The following is a 14,944-nucleotide window of genomic DNA, read 5'->3' on the forward strand; positions in this document are numbered from 1 at the left end:
CGACGCCTCGCAGCTGACCGCCACCATCACCGGCACCTCGGGCGGCAACTTCGAACACCTGGTGGTCGGCACCGGCATGGCGACGGCCCACGTCAACGACACCACCACCGACGCGACGGTCAGCCTGAGCACGTCGAATGTCACGGATCACGATGCCAGCATCACCTTCACGGCGACATTGAGCAATACCTCGCACGGGATCACCACGGTTCACACCGACCATGGCGACATTACCATCACCAACGGCCAGACCACCGGTACTCTGGTGATCGCAACCCCCAACGCTTCGAGCCTGACGGCCACCATCACCGGCGCCTCGGGCGGCAACTTCGAACACCTGGTGGTCGGCACCGGAACGGCGACAGCGCAGATCATCGACGCGACCGCGCCAACCATTCTGATCGGTACGGACGATAGCGCCCTGAAAATCGGCGATGTGGCACACCTGACTTTCACTTTGAGCGAGGCGTCCACCACCTTTACCAGCGTCGACGTCGTGGCGACCGGCGGCACGTTGAGCAATTTTATCGGCAGTGGTACCAGCTATACCGCCGACTTCACACCGGCGACCGGCAGCACCACCGCCGCAACCGTCAACGTGGCGGGCGGCACCTTCACCGATGCGGCGGGCAACAACAACATCGCCGCCGCACAGCTGAGCATGACGGTGGACACGGTCGCGCCGACGGTGACGATTACCGACGACGAGCCGGGCACGGCCAACATTGCCGGTGGCAGTGTCCTCTACACCTTCACCACCAGCGAAAGCGTCGGCAGTACGTTCACCATTGCGGATGTGACGGTTACGGGCGGCACGGTCGGCGCGCTGACGCAAGTCGGTACCAGCAACGTATACAACCTGACCGTAACCCCGACCGCCAATCTCAATGCCGGCACGATCAGTGTAACAGTGAACCAGGCTGGCATAACCGATACGGCGGGCAATTCGGGGACCGGCACTGTCAATGCCACCCAGGCCTACGACACCAAGGCGCCGACCGTTTCGGTCGACATCATCGCACCAGACCTGCCGGGAGGCGGGACATCGCAGGTAAAGTTTGTCTTCAGTGAAGTCCCTGCCGGTTTCACGGCGTCCGACATCATTGTCACATCAGGCAGCGGGTCGATTACCAGCGGGCCGACCATAGATGCCACAGATCCAACAGGGAAAACCTATGTCGCAACGTTCACCGCATCTCCGACCTTCGTCGGAAACGCGACCGTTTCAGTGAGCTCGGGAAGCTACACGGATATAGCTCTGAACCCAGGCTCTGGAGGCAGCGACACCGTATTCGAGGGCTTTACCTTTGACGCAGCGACGAAGGAAAGCGGGCAAAGCGGCAATTTCACCCTTTCCGGGCATTACAATACCGGTGTGACGATACGCGCGTACTGGGACGTCGACAATCCGGGTCACGCAATCGCTGTGACGCTGAACGGCGACGGCACCTGGAGCGGGGCTAAGACAAACGTAATCAACAACTCCGGGGCTCATACCTTCTTCGTGGTCGCTACGACAGGCAGCAGTACCATTGTCCAATCCATCGGTGTCACAGCGCCCGCTGGCGTTGCCGGAGAGGCTGTGAACTTGGGGCTTGCCGATCCAGCGGGCTTCGATGGGGCGGTTACGCTCACGATCAGTGGCGTCCCGGACGGGTGGACGATCGGTGGGGGCACTCGCAACGCCGACGGCTCTTGGACCGCAACAACCACGAGTGTTTCCGCCCTGACCGTCACGGCGCCGGTCACCTATACCGGTGCCCATGTACTCAACGTGATCGGGACCTGGAGTAACGAGGACGGGACCACCGGGACCATGACAATCGCTGATAACGTGGAAATCTATGCGAAGGGTTCGCCCATCTTTGCTTTGTCGGGAAATGACTACCTGACCGGATCCCACGGCAACGACCTCTTTGTCTTCTCGCAACCGATCGGCAACGATACGGTGCACAGCTTCGACGCGACAGCGGACAAGATCGATCTTATTGGCTATTCCGGTTTGGCAAGCTTCGCCGATCTCCAGGCGCACATGGCCGACGATAGCAGTGGCAACGCCGTGATAACGCTCGGCACCGGTCAGTCGATCACACTCGAGGGCGTGCACACAGCCGCCCTCACGGGAGATAATTTCGTCTTCGACCAGACCCCGGTGATCAACAATGCCGGGACGATGACGATCGGCGACGGCGCCATGCTCCCGCTAAGCGGGACGATCGACAATTCCGGTCTTATCTCGCTCAACTCGACCGGCAGCGATACGCTGCTGCAGCTCATCCAGCACGGCATAACGCTGCAAGGCGGCGGACAGATCGTCCTGTCCGACAACGCCGCGAACGTGATCTCCGGCACGGCCGCCGATGTCTCCTTGACCAACATCGACAATGTTATTTCGGGTGCGGGCCAATTGGGCGGCGGCATGTTGGCGCTGAACAATCAAGGCACGATCATCGCCACGGGATCCAACGCGCTGGTCATCGATACCGGAGCCAACATCGTCTACAACTCAGGAACGCTGGAGGCGACCGGATCGGGTGGTCTGACGATCAACAGCGCCGTCGCCAATTCCGGTCTCATCTGGGCCAATGGCGGCAACATCACCATCGGCGGCCAGGTTACCGGTGATGGCGGTGCGATGATCGGGAATTTGTCGCAGCTGGAATTTGGCGCGGCTTCCTCCGCCAACGTCACCTTTGCCGTCGATGCCGCCGGCACTTTGCGCCTGGACGACTCTTTCGATTTCAGCGGAAAGATCGGCGGCATGACCAATGACGACAAAGTGGATCTGGGAGATATGTGGTACGGCACCGGCACGTCGGCCGTTTATCATGCGAACCAGGACGGGAGCGGCGGAACGCTGCTTGTTTCCGACGGCACCCATGATGCCACGCTCCACCTCGTCGGCAGCTACGATCCCGGCAGCTTCACGCTGGCCGCCGACGGTTCCGGCCACACCGTCATTGCCTACAGTGCAGCGGACAATTTCCACTTCGTCTGATCCTGGCCGTTGGCATTGAAATGAAGCGGGCGCCGATGATTCGGCGCCCGCTCGCTTTCAGCGTCCCAATGTCGATTGTTTCAGACGGGCTATCGCCGTCTACCTTTCCCTGAATGCGCGCTGGAAGGAGTCCACCAGCGGTCTGGTCAGGTAAGCAAGGAACGTGCGCTCGCCCGTCGAGATGAACGTTTCGACCGGCATGCCGGGATAGATCTGTTCGGGTTTGATCTGAGGCGGCAGCTGCGCGGCCATTTTGAGGCGCACGGTATAGTAGGGCAGCCCCGTGCTGGGCGTGATCAGCCGATCCGCCGAAATGTAGAAGACCTTGCCGGCCACCTTTGGCGTGGTTCGCGCATTGAGCGCCGTGAACATCATGTTCGCGTCCTGTCCGACGCGGATGGAGTCGATGTCTTCGGGCTTGATCTTGGCCTCGACAATCAGATCGTTTGTCGTCGGCAAAAGCTCCATTGCGACCTCACCCGGCCGGATGACGCTGCCTTCGGAATTGTAGACCGAGCGGACAATGATGCCGTCGACAGGCGCCCGGACGGTCGTGCGCTCCAGAACCGATCGAGCTGCACTGATCTGTTCGCCGAGATCGGCGACCTGCGCCCGCGCTTTGTTCAATTCGGTAACGGCATCCTCGACCCGGCTGGTCGTAAGTCGTTCAATCTGCTGACGCGCTTCAATGGTCTGGGTCGCCGAGCTGGCTATTTGCGCCTCCAAGGATCCCGCCTGTCCGACCAGATCAGCGCTGCTGCGCAGCAGATCGGTGTATTCGGAACGGTTTGTAAGGCCCCGCTCCAGCAGCTTCTTCTTTCGTGTCGTCTCGTCGGTGACGATCACAAGCTGACTGTCCGCCGCGGTCTTCTGGGCTTTGAGGCCGCCAATCGCATCCTGGAGGGCCTCCACCCGTTGCTGCAGGATCTGCCGTTCGGCGGCGTAGCGCGCAAGCCGTGCCTGGAATTCCTTCTTTTGCTCGCCAAAGACATCGCTGAATTCGGGGTTGCTTGCGTAGGTACGCAGATCGTCGGGCAGGGCGATTGTCGTCAGCCCGTCACGCTCCGCTTCCAGCCGTGCGATCTCGGCCTTCTGCGCGACCCACTGTTTGAGCACGCGATTGAGCTGCGACTGCGCCAATGTCGGATCGAGCACGATAAGTGCCTGGCCTCTTGTGACCCTGTCACCTTCTCGAACCTTGATGCTGCTGACCACACCTCCTTCGAGGTGCTGGATCATGACGTTCTGACCGGCGGCCGCAACCACCCCGGGCGCGATCATCGCTCCCGCAAGAGGTGCGAAAGTCGCCCAAAATCCGAAAATGAGGACAAAAGCCGCCACGCTTGCATAGCCGGCAAGCGTGATCCTGTCCGTACGTATATCGACGTTGCGCTGCCAGCGATACGTCTTGACGATGGCCTGCGCCGCTTGACTAGGAACCGTCATTGGCCGCCACTTTCACGGGTGATGGGAAACGCACGACAGCTTCATCGCCATTGGGCTGAGAGGCCGCGGGTGAAATCGTTTGGCCTCGCCGCTCGGCAAGCTTGTCGAGAACTTCCTTGGTCGGGCCATAGATCTCGATCTGCCCATTGCGCAGCATGAGTATGCGATCGCACTTGGCTGCAAGAGAGGGCCGATGGGTGATGACGAGCACCGTCGTCTTTCGTGAACGCGCCTGGGTGATCGCACGCTCGAGCGCGGCTTCGCCGTAGGTGTCAAGGTTTGCGTTCGGCTCGTCGAGCACCAATATCTTGGGGTCGCCATAAAAGGCGCGCGCAAGCCCAATGCGTTGGCGTTCTCCTCCCGAGAGGCGAACGCCGGTAGGCCCGATCATCGTCGAGTAGCCATTCCTCTGACCCAGGATAAGCTCATGGACCTGTGCTTGCTGGGCCGCCTGAACCAGTTTTTCGTCCGGCGCATCCGGCTCGAAACGCGCTATGTTCTGAGCAATGGTTCCCGGGAACAGTTCCACATCCTGAGGAAGATAACCGATGTGACGACCGAGCTGTTCCGGGTCCCAATTTCGAATATCGCCGCCATCGATGCGGATCGCGCCCGAACGGGGCTCGATGGCGCCGACGATGAGCCGCGCCAGCGTTGATTTTCCAGCCTGGCTTGGGCCGACGATCGCGATTGTTTCGCCGGCGGCAACTTCGAAGGTAAGCCGCTTTATCAGGGGCAGCGAGCCGTCGGCGGATCCGGGAAGTTGATAGACAAGTTCGTCCGCGCTCAGCGCCCCCTCGGGCGCGGGCAAGGCTATGTTCTCGTGCCGGCCGGGTTTGGACTGGCTGGCCGAAAGCCGCTTCCATGCAAGGTTGGCGTCTATGATCTGCCGCCAACTCCCGACAATCTGATCGAGAGGTTGCAGCGCCCGCGCCGAGATCATTGAGGACGCGAATATCATGCCGGCGGTCATCTCGTTGTGCAGAACCAGATAGGCACCGACGCCCAGTATCGCGATTTGCAGAACCGATCGTATGGCGCGCGACACACCGCCGTAAAATGCGTTGACGCGCGCAAGCCTGTCCGAGGCGCGCAGAGAGCCGGAAAAACTGGTCCCCCATAATTCGATCACATTGGAAACCATGCCGAGTGCACGGACCGTCTCGAAGTTACGGGCGAAGGCCTGCGCAGAATTCATGGCGCCGCCGAGACTGTCCCCAGCCTCCTTGCCCGGACGCGAACTCGCGACCTGATTGAGTACCGCGACGGCAATCATGATGACGGCGCCGACGACCGTCACGAGGAAGAGCAACGGGTGGATAAAATAAAGAAGACCCACGAAGATCGGGCCGAATGGCAGATCAAACAGAAAGAAGATGGTCCGGGAAGCGATGAATCCCCGCAGGGTCGCCAGGTCGCGCAAGGCCTGGACATCGCCTAGCCCGGCGCGTGGGCCACTCATTGCCGCGAGAAAGGATGACGCGCCCAACGAGACATCCAGCCGTGCGGCGAGCCGACTTGCATAGACGCCCCGCACGATTTCGAGCACTCCGAAAAGCACTAGCGACACCAAGGCAAGCAAGGTCAGATAGGTGAGGGTGTCCAGGTTTGCCGCCGGCAAAACACGATCATATACCTGCAGCATGTACAGTGGCAGGATCAACACCAATGTGTTCATCACCGCGGAGAAGAGGCCCATCTCGACCACGCTTCTCGACAGTACTCGCCTGCTCGAATTACCCGTCATCCCCAACAGCCCCCCGGCTAAGCCGTCACATTAGGAATGTTTTATATATCATGCTGGATCGCCGCGCTATCAGATGACCTTCTTTCGATAGCCATGGTAAAGAGCGTAAACGGCGGGCCGGGGCGCTACGCCAAACCTGCTCACCCACAGCGCCGCAAGGATCATCCAGCCGATATCGGTTTGTGCGCGGCGGCCCGAGCTCCGGCCCGCCGCCGATCCGGCGCAGGATCCGCAGTCCCCGCGCCTAGCGCTCCTCGTCCGGTTGCTTTGGCCGCTGAGTTGTCACGCTGCCGTCCTCATCGGCGGAAGCCCCGGCAGCAGCTTGGCCAGAGTGATCGGAAAATCCCGGACTCGTATGCCGGTGGCGTTGAATACCGCGTTGCTGACCGCCGCTCCCGTGCCGCAGACGCCCAGTTCGCCAACGCCCTTGATGCCGAGATGGTTGGCGTGTTGGTCATAGTCGTCGAGCAGCACCGTCTCGATGGCCGGAATATCGGCGTGCACCGGCATCAGATATTCGGCGAGATCGCCGTTGACCCAATTGCCATAGCGCCGATCGACATGGGCGGCCTCGTGCAGTGCCGAGCCGACGCCCCAGATCATGCCGCCCATCAACTGCGAGCGCGCCGTCTTGGCATTGATAATGCGGCCCGCCGCGAACACGCCGGTCATGCGCCGCAAACGGATTTCGCCGGTTGCGACATCGACAAGGACTTCCGCGAACGCCGCGCCATAGGTGTTCTGTGAATAATTCTTGAAGTTCGGATCTTCGGCTTGGCCAATAGTTTGTCCTGTGGCTTCAAGGCCTTGTGGAAACCAGCGGCCGACATCGGCGAGGATGTCGTTGGGAGCGGCCCCCCGACCAGCAGCTTCGGCGATCTTGTTCCTGATCTCTTGGCAGGCGCGGTCGACCGCTATCGACAGGTTGGACGCTCCCCAAGAGCCGCCGGCGCCGGCGCCTGGCGGAAAATCCGAACGGGCCAGTTGGGCTGTCACCAGATTCACGCCGATCCCCAAGGCTTCCGCCGCGATTTGGCAGGCGATGGTGTACGTGCCGGTGCCGATGTCCGGTGTGTCGGAGCGCACGATCACGCGGCCGTCCGGCTCGATGCGGACGATGGCGGCCGTTGGCCCCTGAAAATGCATCCGGATTCCCGCCGCCATGCCGTAGCCGACCAGATGATCTCCCTCGCGACGGCTGCCGGGGGTCTTCGGCCGCTGGCCCCAGCCGAAGCGCTTGGCACCTTCGCGCAGGCAGTCCGCGAGCCGCCGTCCGTTCAGCGGCACGCCCCGTTCAGGATCGGTCGCGGTGTCGTTCTTGAGCCGCAATTCCACGGGATCGATATCGAGGGCATGGGCCAACTCATCCATTGCGGTTTCGAAGGCCAGCAAGCCCGGCAGTTCGCCGGGTCCGCGCACCGCTTCGGCCGCCTTGAGGTCGAGATTGGTGATGGAGTGCCGCGTCAGGCGGTTCGGCGCCGCATAGAGCGAGCGCGCCACTGTCGCAGCCTGCTCGACCCACGGTTCCCCTTCGGTCGCCTGAAGATTGACGTCGTGTCCGAGGCCGGTGAGTTGGCCGTCCGATGTCGCGGCCAGGCGCACGCGGTGGATCATTTCGGGCCGATGGCCGGTGAGGGTGAAGACCTGCCGGCGCGTCAAGGCGACCTTGACCGGGTGGGCCAGCTCGCGCGCGGCCAGCGCGGCGAGAACGGCCTCGGCGTGGAGATAAAGCTTGGAGCCGAACCCACCGCCGACAAAGGCCGCGTCGACGGTCACCTGATCGGCCGTCAACCCCAGCGTTTCGGCGAGGGCGGCGCGATTTGGCGCGACGGTCTGCGTCGCCAGATAGACGGTGAGATGGTTGTCGCGCCAGTCGGCGAGACAAGCATGCGGCTCCATCGGCTGCGAGAAGTGGTATGGCGTCGTGTAGGTCTGGTCGATGGTCACCGGCCCGGCCGACATCGCCGCATCGAGGTCACCGAAGCGCGTCTCGCCCGGAAGGCCGATGCTGAGGGTCGCCTGCGGCTCTGCCCGATCGGCGTGAGTGGCAAGATCGAAGGCCCCGTCTTCGCGAGCATAGGACACTTTCACAAGCGCCGCGGCGGCGCGGGCTTGTTCGAAGGTGTCCGCGACGACAAACGCCACCGGCTGCCCAAAATATTCGATCCGGTCGCTGGTCAGCTGCGGATGCGGCCGGTCGAAGATCGTAGGCTTGTTGACGAAGGACCCCTGTTTGGGAACGTTTCGATGGGTCAGCACCAGGCGCACGCCCGGTGCCATCTCGGCTTCCGCGGTGTCGATGTGGGTGATCTTGCCCTTTCCGATCGCCGCGCCGCGGATGAAACCGTAGAACGGTTGGCCCGCGTCCTGCCGCTCGTAGGAATACACAGCGCGCCCGGTGACTTTTAGCGGGCCGTCGATGCGGTTGATGCCGGGGCCGATCATCTGGAAGCTCCTTCGCGCGCGTGTTCAAGAGTAGCCGAGAGTGTCCGTCGGATGAGCGGCAGCTTGTAGGCGTTCTGTTGGGTTGGCTTGGCGCCGGCGAGCACAATGTCGGCGATCGAGTCGGGGTTGGCGTCGGTCCCCTCGGCCTGTTCGACGCGCCAAGCTTGTGTGCGAGACCGCCGAAGGCAAGCCGGTCAACGGTGAGGCGACCCTCCTCGATCCTGGCAATCAACGCCACCGAGACCGTGGCGAACGCGTATGACGCGCGCTCACGGACCTTGCGATAAAGCTGCATGTCGCCGCGTGGTTTCGGCAGCGTCACCGCGGTGATCAGCTCGCCCGGCTCCAGTACGGTCTCGACATGTGGCGTATCGCCCGGCAGGCGATGGAAGTCGGCGATGGGAATGCTGCGTGTTGCCCCTCCTGGCGCCACCGTTTCCACGGCCGCGTCCAGCACCCGCATGGCGACCGCCATGTCTGAAGGATGCGTCGCGATGCAGGCTTCGCTTGCGCCGAGAATAGCGTGATTGGCGTTGAGGCCACCGATCGCGGCGCAGCCCATGCCGGGCGAGCGTTTGTTGCATGGCATATCGGTGTCGTAGAAATAGGGGCACCGTGTTCGTTGCAGCAAATTGCCGGCAGTTGTCGCCTTGTTGCGGAGCTGCCCGGAGGCGCCCGAGACAATCGCCCTGGACAGCACGCCGTAATCCCTGCGGATCCGAGGATCGGCGGCAAGATCGGTGTTGCGGACAAGCGCGCCAATGCGCAGGCCGCCCTGGTCGGTTGGCTCAATCCGATCGAGGCCGATGTTGTTGACGTCGACAAGATGCGTGGGCGTTTCGATCTGGAGTTTCATCAGATCCAGCAGATTGGTGCCGCCAGCGATGAATTTTGAGCCAGGAGTACGCGCCGCCGCGGCGGCGGCCTCGGCCGCGCTGGCCGGGCGTTCGTAGGTGAAGGCTTTCATGGCCGTTCTCCTGCAACCGTGTGGATCGCTTCGATGATGTTGGGGTATGCGGCGCAGCGGCAGATGTTGCCGCTCATGCGCTCACGGATTTCCGTTTCGCTCAGCACGATTGGTGCAGCGAGATCGGCCGTGACATGGCTTGGAATGCTGGCTGCGACCTCGTTCAGCATTGCCACGGCCGAACAGATCTGCCCCGGCGTGCAGTAGCCGCACTGAAAGCCATCATGATCGACGAAAGCGGCCTGCATCGGATGCATGCGATCGGGCGTGCCCAGTCCCTCGACGGTCGTGATCGCGTCGCCCTCGTGCATGACGGCGAGGGTGAGGCAGCTGTTGATACGCTGCCCATTGACCAGGACGGTACAGGCGCCGCACTGGCCTTGGTCACAACCCTTCTTGCTTCCCGTAAGATGCAAGTGTTCGCGCAGGGCGTCGAGCAGCGTCGTGCGGGGATCAAGCTCGAGCGCGTGAATTTCGCCGTTGACCCGAAGCTCGACCGAATATGGGCCGGACGTGCCGCGGCTTTCGTTACCCGCAATGTGGGTCGGTGAATTGTCCGCAGCCGACGGACTCGGCTGTTTGCGACCGTGTGTCCGCATATGAACTGAAGCCATCTGTCATCCTCCGTTCAGGACGGTCAGACCGCAGTGCCTGCGTCATTCACCAGGATCTGCGGGGTACCGCGCTTTGCCCAGCTAGCCCATTGCAAAAGCTACGATACGTAGCGTACACTTGTCAACCGCGATACGTGGCGTACACTTATCAGGCCGATTCGAGGGTTTGCGCGGGATCAGAGACGCCAGTCTGCCGCTTGCTCTGGCCACGCGGACCGCAGGGGAAGCAACGATGCAAAGGAATGTTCGGTTGGGATCGGAGAAGGTCGCGCATCCGCGCCAGCGTGGCGCGGATGCGACGGCAGCGATTCTGCGCGCTGCGCTGGAACTGGGCGAAGAGGTGGGATTCGACGCCCTGACGATTGAAGGCATCGCGGAAAGGACTGGGGTAGCGAAGACGACCATCTACCGCCGATGGCCGAATGTCTCGGCAATCGTGATGGATGCGTTTCTCACCGAAGTGACAAAGTCGGCGCCAATCCAGGAGAAGGCGACTGCGCGCGCGAGCTTTGCAGCATCCATGAAACTGCTCGCACGGGCTTACCGCGGTAAGCAGGGCAGGATCATGCGGCCGCTGCTGGGCCGTGCGCAAACCGATGAAAGGCTGCTGGACGCCGTAAAGATGCGTTGGGTCGAGCCGCGGCGACGGATTGCCCGCGAGATCGTTCGGCGTGGCATGGCGAATGGTGAACTGAGACCCGGATTGGATCCGGATGTCGTGCTCGATGCTCTATATGGCCCGCTCTATCACCGGCTGCTCGTTCCGTATGTCAACTCCGAGATCTCCGACGCTTACATCGAGGCGATCGTTGAGACGGTATTTGGTGGTTTGACGGCACGCTGAGCCGGTGACCCCGGTGGGGCGGGATCGCGCCTTGTCCATCCACGCAAGGAGAACTCACATGAAGGAAATGCCCGCGTCCCACGCTTACCGACTGCTCGAACCTGGCCCCATCGTCCTGGTCACGACCGCTCTAAACGGCAAACCGAACGTGATGACGATGGGCTTCCACATGATGGTCCAGCACGCGCCGCCGCTGATCGGATGCGTCATCGGACCCTGGGACCATAGCTACCGGGCATTGCGCGAAACCCGCGAATGCGTGATTGCCATCCCCACGGTCGATCTTGCCCGCACGGTGGTCGATATAGGCAACTGCTCGGGCAAGGAGGTCGACAAATTCGAGAAATTCAGGCTGTCACGCCTTCCCGCCCGGGACGTGGGAGCACCCCTTATCGGCGAATGTCTCGCCAATATCGAGTGTCGAATCGTCGACGACAGCATGGTCGAGAGCTACAACCTCTTCCTTCTGGAGGCGGTCAGGATCTGGATCGATCGCGAGCGGGAAGAGCGGCGGACACTACACCACAGGGGAGACGGGTCCTTCACCGTAGACGGCGAGGTCGTCGACCTGAGCGAACGGATGGTAAAATGGCGGGATCTTCCTGCCTGACCACCAGAAGCCTTCGCGCCTCTGCTCGCCGTTGCCGCTCGTCGATTGCGCCTTCGGCGAGCTCGGAGCGCGGTTCGTCTACGAGATGGTCTCGCCCCAAACGAGATATCTCGACGCTCGGTCGAAGGCAGCGGCCGTCCGTCGCGGTCGATTTCCGAAATGGCGCCGTAGTGGCGTCCGCCGTGACGCCTACTGCTCCGTGAAGGCGCGGGCGAATGAATCGAGCATCGGCCGCGCGAGATATTCGAAGAAGGTCCGGTCGCCGGTGTTGATGAACGCCTCGACCGGTGTTCCAGGATAGAGTTGCTCGGCCCTCACGCCGGGCGGCAGGGCGTCGGCAATCTTCAGCTTGGCGCGGAAATAGGGTTCGTGCGTTGCCTGGTCGACCAGCCGGTCCGCGGAAATCTGCGTCACTGTGGCTGAAACCTCGGGCGTCAGGCGCGAGTTCAAGGCGGACAATCTGAGCTTCGCCGACTGGCCGACGCGAACCAGGTCGACGTCTCGCGGTCGCAGCCGCGCGTCGACGATCAGGCCCGATGCGGTGGGCAGGATCTCCATGATTTTCTCGCCGGGGGCGATCACGCTGCCCTTCGAGTTGTAGGTCGACGACACCACGATGCCGGCGGTCGGCGCCTTGATCGTCGTACGCTCGAGCACCGCCTCGGCCGTCCGCGTCTGTTCCCCGATATCGGCGAGCTTGGTCCGAAGCTCATCCAGCTTGGTCAGCGCCTCTTCGACGCGCTGCGTCGTCAGGCGTTCGGTCTGGTCCTGGGCTTCGACGATCTGCGTCTTGGCCGAGGCGAGGTCCGCCTCCAGTGCCCCGGCCTGGCCGACGAGGTCGGCCTCGCTGCGCAGAAGCTGCGAATATTCGGTGCGGTTGGTGAGGCCCCTGTCGAGGAGGTTCGTCTTGATTTCGAGTTCCTTCTTAACCACGCCGGCCTGCTGCTGGATGGCCTGTTGCTGGGCGTTCAATCCCTGCAGCGACTCGCGATGCATGGCGACCCGTTGCGCGAGGATCGATTGCTCTGACCGGAACCGGGCGAGCCGGGCGGTGAACTCTTTCTGCTGCTCCCCGATCAGGGCCTCGAAGTCGTGCTGGAACGGCGTCGGCGCCGTCTCGGTGATCGGCGCCAGCCTGTCCAGTCCGTCGCGCTCGGCCTCCAGCCGCGCCGCGCTTGCCCTGAGGGCGATGGACTGCCGCGTCAGCCGGTTGAGCTCGGCCTGCGCGGCTGTCTTGTCGAGCAAGACCAGATCCTGGCCCTGCCGCACGCGGTCGCCTTCATGGGCCAGCAGCTTGTCCACGATGCCGCCCTCCGGATGCTGGATGAGGATGTTTCCGCCTGTCGCCGAGATTGTGCCCTGCGTGATCACGGCGCCGGACAAGGGCGCGGTCGCCGCCCAATAGCCGAAGCAGCCGACCAGCAGCGCTATCGCCGCATAGCCGGTGAGCGCGACGCGCCGGAAGTTGGTGCGGGGCTGGCCTTCCCAGGCAAGGCTTTGCGTGGTCATCGTCTACGATCCGAAGCGGGCGTTATGCGTGCGGATCATCGTGGCGAACGAGCCGGTCACCGCCGTGTTCGCCGGCGCGGGAGAGCCCTTGGCGGCGACCGGTGGCTTAAGCACGTCGCCGTGCGGGCCGAAGGCCTCGATCACGCCGCCGCGCAGCAGCATCACGCGGTCGCAGGCCATGGCGATCGAAGGCCGGTGCGTGATCACGATGGTCGTGACGCCGGCCTCGCGCGCGGCCGCGAGCATCGCCTGGAGGGCGGCTTCGCCGGTGCCGTCGAGATGGGCGCTGGGCTCGTCCAGCAAAAGGAACCGCGGATTGCCGTAAAGCGCGCGCGCCAGGCCGATCCGCTGGCGCTCGCCGCCCGACAGCGTCCGGTCCGACGGACCGATCCTGGTCTGGTAGCTGTCCGGCTGCGCCAGGATCATCTCGTGCGCCTCGGCGCGCTTGGCTGCCTCGACGATCGAAACGTCGTCCGGGTCAGGCTCGAAGCGGGCGACATTGTCCGCGATCGATCCGGGGAAGAGCTCCACCTCCTGCGCGAGATAGCCGATATGCCTTCCGAGCTGATTTTCATCCCATGTCCTGAGGTCGGCGCCGTCGATCCTGACGAAGCCGCTGGTCGGCTGCGCGGCGCCGACGAGCAACCGCGCCAGCGTCGATTTGCCGGCGCCGCTCGGGCCCACGATGGCCACCGCTTCGCCGGCGCCAATGCGGAAGTTCAGCCGCTTGATGATGGGCGCGGTCCCGGGCCGGGCATTCGGCGCGACGAAGATCAGGTCCTCCACCGAAATCGCGCCCGACGGGTCCGGCAAGGTCAGCTTGCGGGTCTGTGCCGGATGCTCGACAAGCGCTTTTTCCAGGCGCTGCCACGCTCGCCTGGCCTCGACGATCTGCCGCCATGACCCGATCAACTGGTCGAGCGGCTGCAACGCGCGCGCCGACACCAGCGAGGACGCGAAGATCATGCCGGCGGTCATCTTGCCTCCCAGCACCAGCCACGCGCCGGCGCCCAGTATCGCAAGCTGCAGCATCATGCGCAGCGCCCGAGAAATTCCGCTGAAGATCGCATTGGCGCTCGAAGAGCGGTCGTGCAGGGTGAGCGCTTCCCCGACATGCCGTCCCCACACCCCTGCGGCGTTCCTGACCATGCCCATGGCGCGCAGCGTTTCGGCATTGCGGGTGAAGGCCTGTTCCGACTGGCTGGCCAGAGCCGAGCGTTCCGTGGACAAGGCATCGTTGCGGCCAATGGCGAGCTGGTTCGCCATGACCAGCACGAAGAGCACCACCGCGCCGGCGAGCGTCAGCCAGAACAGGACCGGATGGATGAGATAGATGAGCGCGAGGAAGAGGGGAGCGAAGGGCAGGTCGAACAGCACCGCCACGCCGCGTGACCTGATGAAGGAGCAGACCGAGGCAAGGTCGCGCAGCGGCGACAGGCTTGCGCCTGCATACCCAGCGCTGAGCGAGGCGGCGAACGTCCTTGCCCCCAGCCTCCGGTCGACGGTGGCCGCGACGCGCTGCGTGTAGATGGCGCGGACCGCGTCCAGGAAGCCGAGGAAGGCAAGCGCCAGGACCGCGATGGCCGACAGATAGATGAGCGTCTCAACGCTGGAGGAGGGCAGGACGCGGTCATAGACTTGCAGCAGGTAGAGCGGGATGACCAACAGCAGGATGTTGATGAGCAGCGAGAAGAGCCCGACATCGGCGACGACGCGACGGAAAACAAGCCGCAAACCCGACTGTCCAGTCATTCCCGCACTCCC

9 protein-coding genes and 1 pseudogene are annotated in these 14,944 nt (G+C 63.1%); 3 read left to right on the forward strand and 7 right to left on the reverse strand.

What is annotated here, in order from left to right; genetic code table 11:
- On the forward strand, window positions 1–2,998 hold a 2,998-nt coding region (locus FJ958_RS31710; protein WP_181176531.1), incomplete at its 5' end, for an Ig-like domain-containing protein.
- A 99-nt stretch (window positions 2,999–3,097) separates the two neighbouring features.
- On the opposite strand, the gene FJ958_RS26895 is transcribed toward FJ958_RS31710, so the two are convergent.
- The 5 genes and pseudogenes from FJ958_RS26895 to paoA form a co-directional block, all read right to left on the reverse strand.
- Complete coding sequence (locus tag FJ958_RS26895) at window positions 3,098–4,444, reverse strand: HlyD family type I secretion periplasmic adaptor subunit (RefSeq protein ID WP_140747635.1); 1,347 nt, start codon at window positions 4,442–4,444, stop codon at window positions 3,098–3,100.
- Complete coding sequence (locus FJ958_RS26900) at window positions 4,431–6,191, reverse strand: type I secretion system permease/ATPase (protein WP_140747638.1); 1,761 nt, start codon at window positions 6,189–6,191, stop codon at window positions 4,431–4,433. Before FJ958_RS26900 ends, FJ958_RS26895 begins: the two co-directional genes overlap by 14 nt.
- Before the next feature lie 282 nt (window positions 6,192–6,473).
- A complete protein-coding gene (locus tag FJ958_RS26905) occupies window positions 6,474–8,636 on the reverse strand; it encodes a xanthine dehydrogenase family protein molybdopterin-binding subunit (RefSeq protein WP_140747641.1) in 2,163 nt (720 codons plus the stop codon).
- Window positions 8,633–9,603: pseudogene (locus FJ958_RS26910) on the reverse strand (xanthine dehydrogenase family protein subunit M). The gene FJ958_RS26905 and the pseudogene FJ958_RS26910 overlap by 4 nt, the downstream one beginning before the upstream one ends.
- Entirely contained in the window at window positions 9,600–10,217 is a 618-nt protein-coding gene (gene paoA, locus FJ958_RS26915) for an aldehyde dehydrogenase iron-sulfur subunit PaoA (RefSeq protein ID WP_140747644.1), read from the reverse strand. The pseudogene FJ958_RS26910 and the gene paoA overlap by 4 nt, the downstream one beginning before the upstream one ends.
- Window positions 10,218–10,467: 250 nt before the next feature.
- On the opposite strand from paoA, the gene FJ958_RS26920 reads away from it, so the two are divergent.
- A complete protein-coding gene (locus FJ958_RS26920; protein WP_210243483.1) occupies window positions 10,468–11,061 on the forward strand; it encodes a TetR/AcrR family transcriptional regulator in 594 nt (197 codons plus the stop codon).
- A gap of 58 nt (window positions 11,062–11,119) precedes the next feature.
- Window positions 11,120–11,671: a flavin reductase family protein gene (locus tag FJ958_RS26925; RefSeq protein ID WP_140747650.1), complete on the forward strand. Its 552-nt coding sequence runs from the start codon at window positions 11,120–11,122 to the stop codon at window positions 11,669–11,671.
- 189 nt (window positions 11,672–11,860) lie between these two features.
- Here the strand turns inward: FJ958_RS26925 and FJ958_RS26930 are convergent, their stop codons facing one another.
- The gene (locus tag FJ958_RS26930) at window positions 11,861–13,180 is read right to left on the reverse strand and encodes an HlyD family type I secretion periplasmic adaptor subunit (protein WP_140747653.1); all 1,320 of its coding nucleotides are present in this window, start codon (window positions 13,178–13,180) and stop codon (window positions 11,861–11,863) included.
- A gap of 3 nt (window positions 13,181–13,183) precedes the next feature.
- The gene (locus tag FJ958_RS26935) at window positions 13,184–14,932 is read right to left on the reverse strand and encodes a type I secretion system permease/ATPase (protein WP_140747656.1); all 1,749 of its coding nucleotides are present in this window, start codon (window positions 14,930–14,932) and stop codon (window positions 13,184–13,186) included.
- Between the last annotated feature and the right edge of the window lie 12 nt (window positions 14,933–14,944).

The organism is Mesorhizobium sp. B2-3-5, from assembly GCF_006442395.1.
Classification (GTDB): Bacteria; Pseudomonadota; Alphaproteobacteria; order Rhizobiales; family Rhizobiaceae; genus Mesorhizobium.

Bases quoted from the DNA above. Each gene is read 5' to 3' on its own strand.
- FJ958_RS26895 (WP_140747635.1), bottom strand. From the start codon at position 4,444: ATGACGGTTCCTAGTCAAGCGGCGCAGGCCATCGTCAAGACGTATCGC.
- FJ958_RS26900 (WP_140747638.1), bottom strand. From the start codon at position 6,191: ATGACGGGTAATTCGAGCAGGCGAGTACTGTCGAGAAGCGTGGTCGAG.
- FJ958_RS26905 (WP_140747641.1), bottom strand. From the start codon at position 8,636: ATGATCGGCCCCGGCATCAACCGCATCGACGGCCCGCTAAAAGTCACC.
- paoA (WP_140747644.1), bottom strand. From the start codon at position 10,217: ATGGCTTCAGTTCATATGCGGACACACGGTCGCAAACAGCCGAGTCCG.
- FJ958_RS26925 (WP_140747650.1), top strand. From the start codon at position 11,120: ATGAAGGAAATGCCCGCGTCCCACGCTTACCGACTGCTCGAACCTGGC.
- FJ958_RS26930 (WP_140747653.1), bottom strand. From the start codon at position 13,180: ATGACCACGCAAAGCCTTGCCTGGGAAGGCCAGCCCCGCACCAACTTC.
- FJ958_RS26935 (WP_140747656.1), bottom strand. From the start codon at position 14,932: ATGACTGGACAGTCGGGTTTGCGGCTTGTTTTCCGTCGCGTCGTCGCC.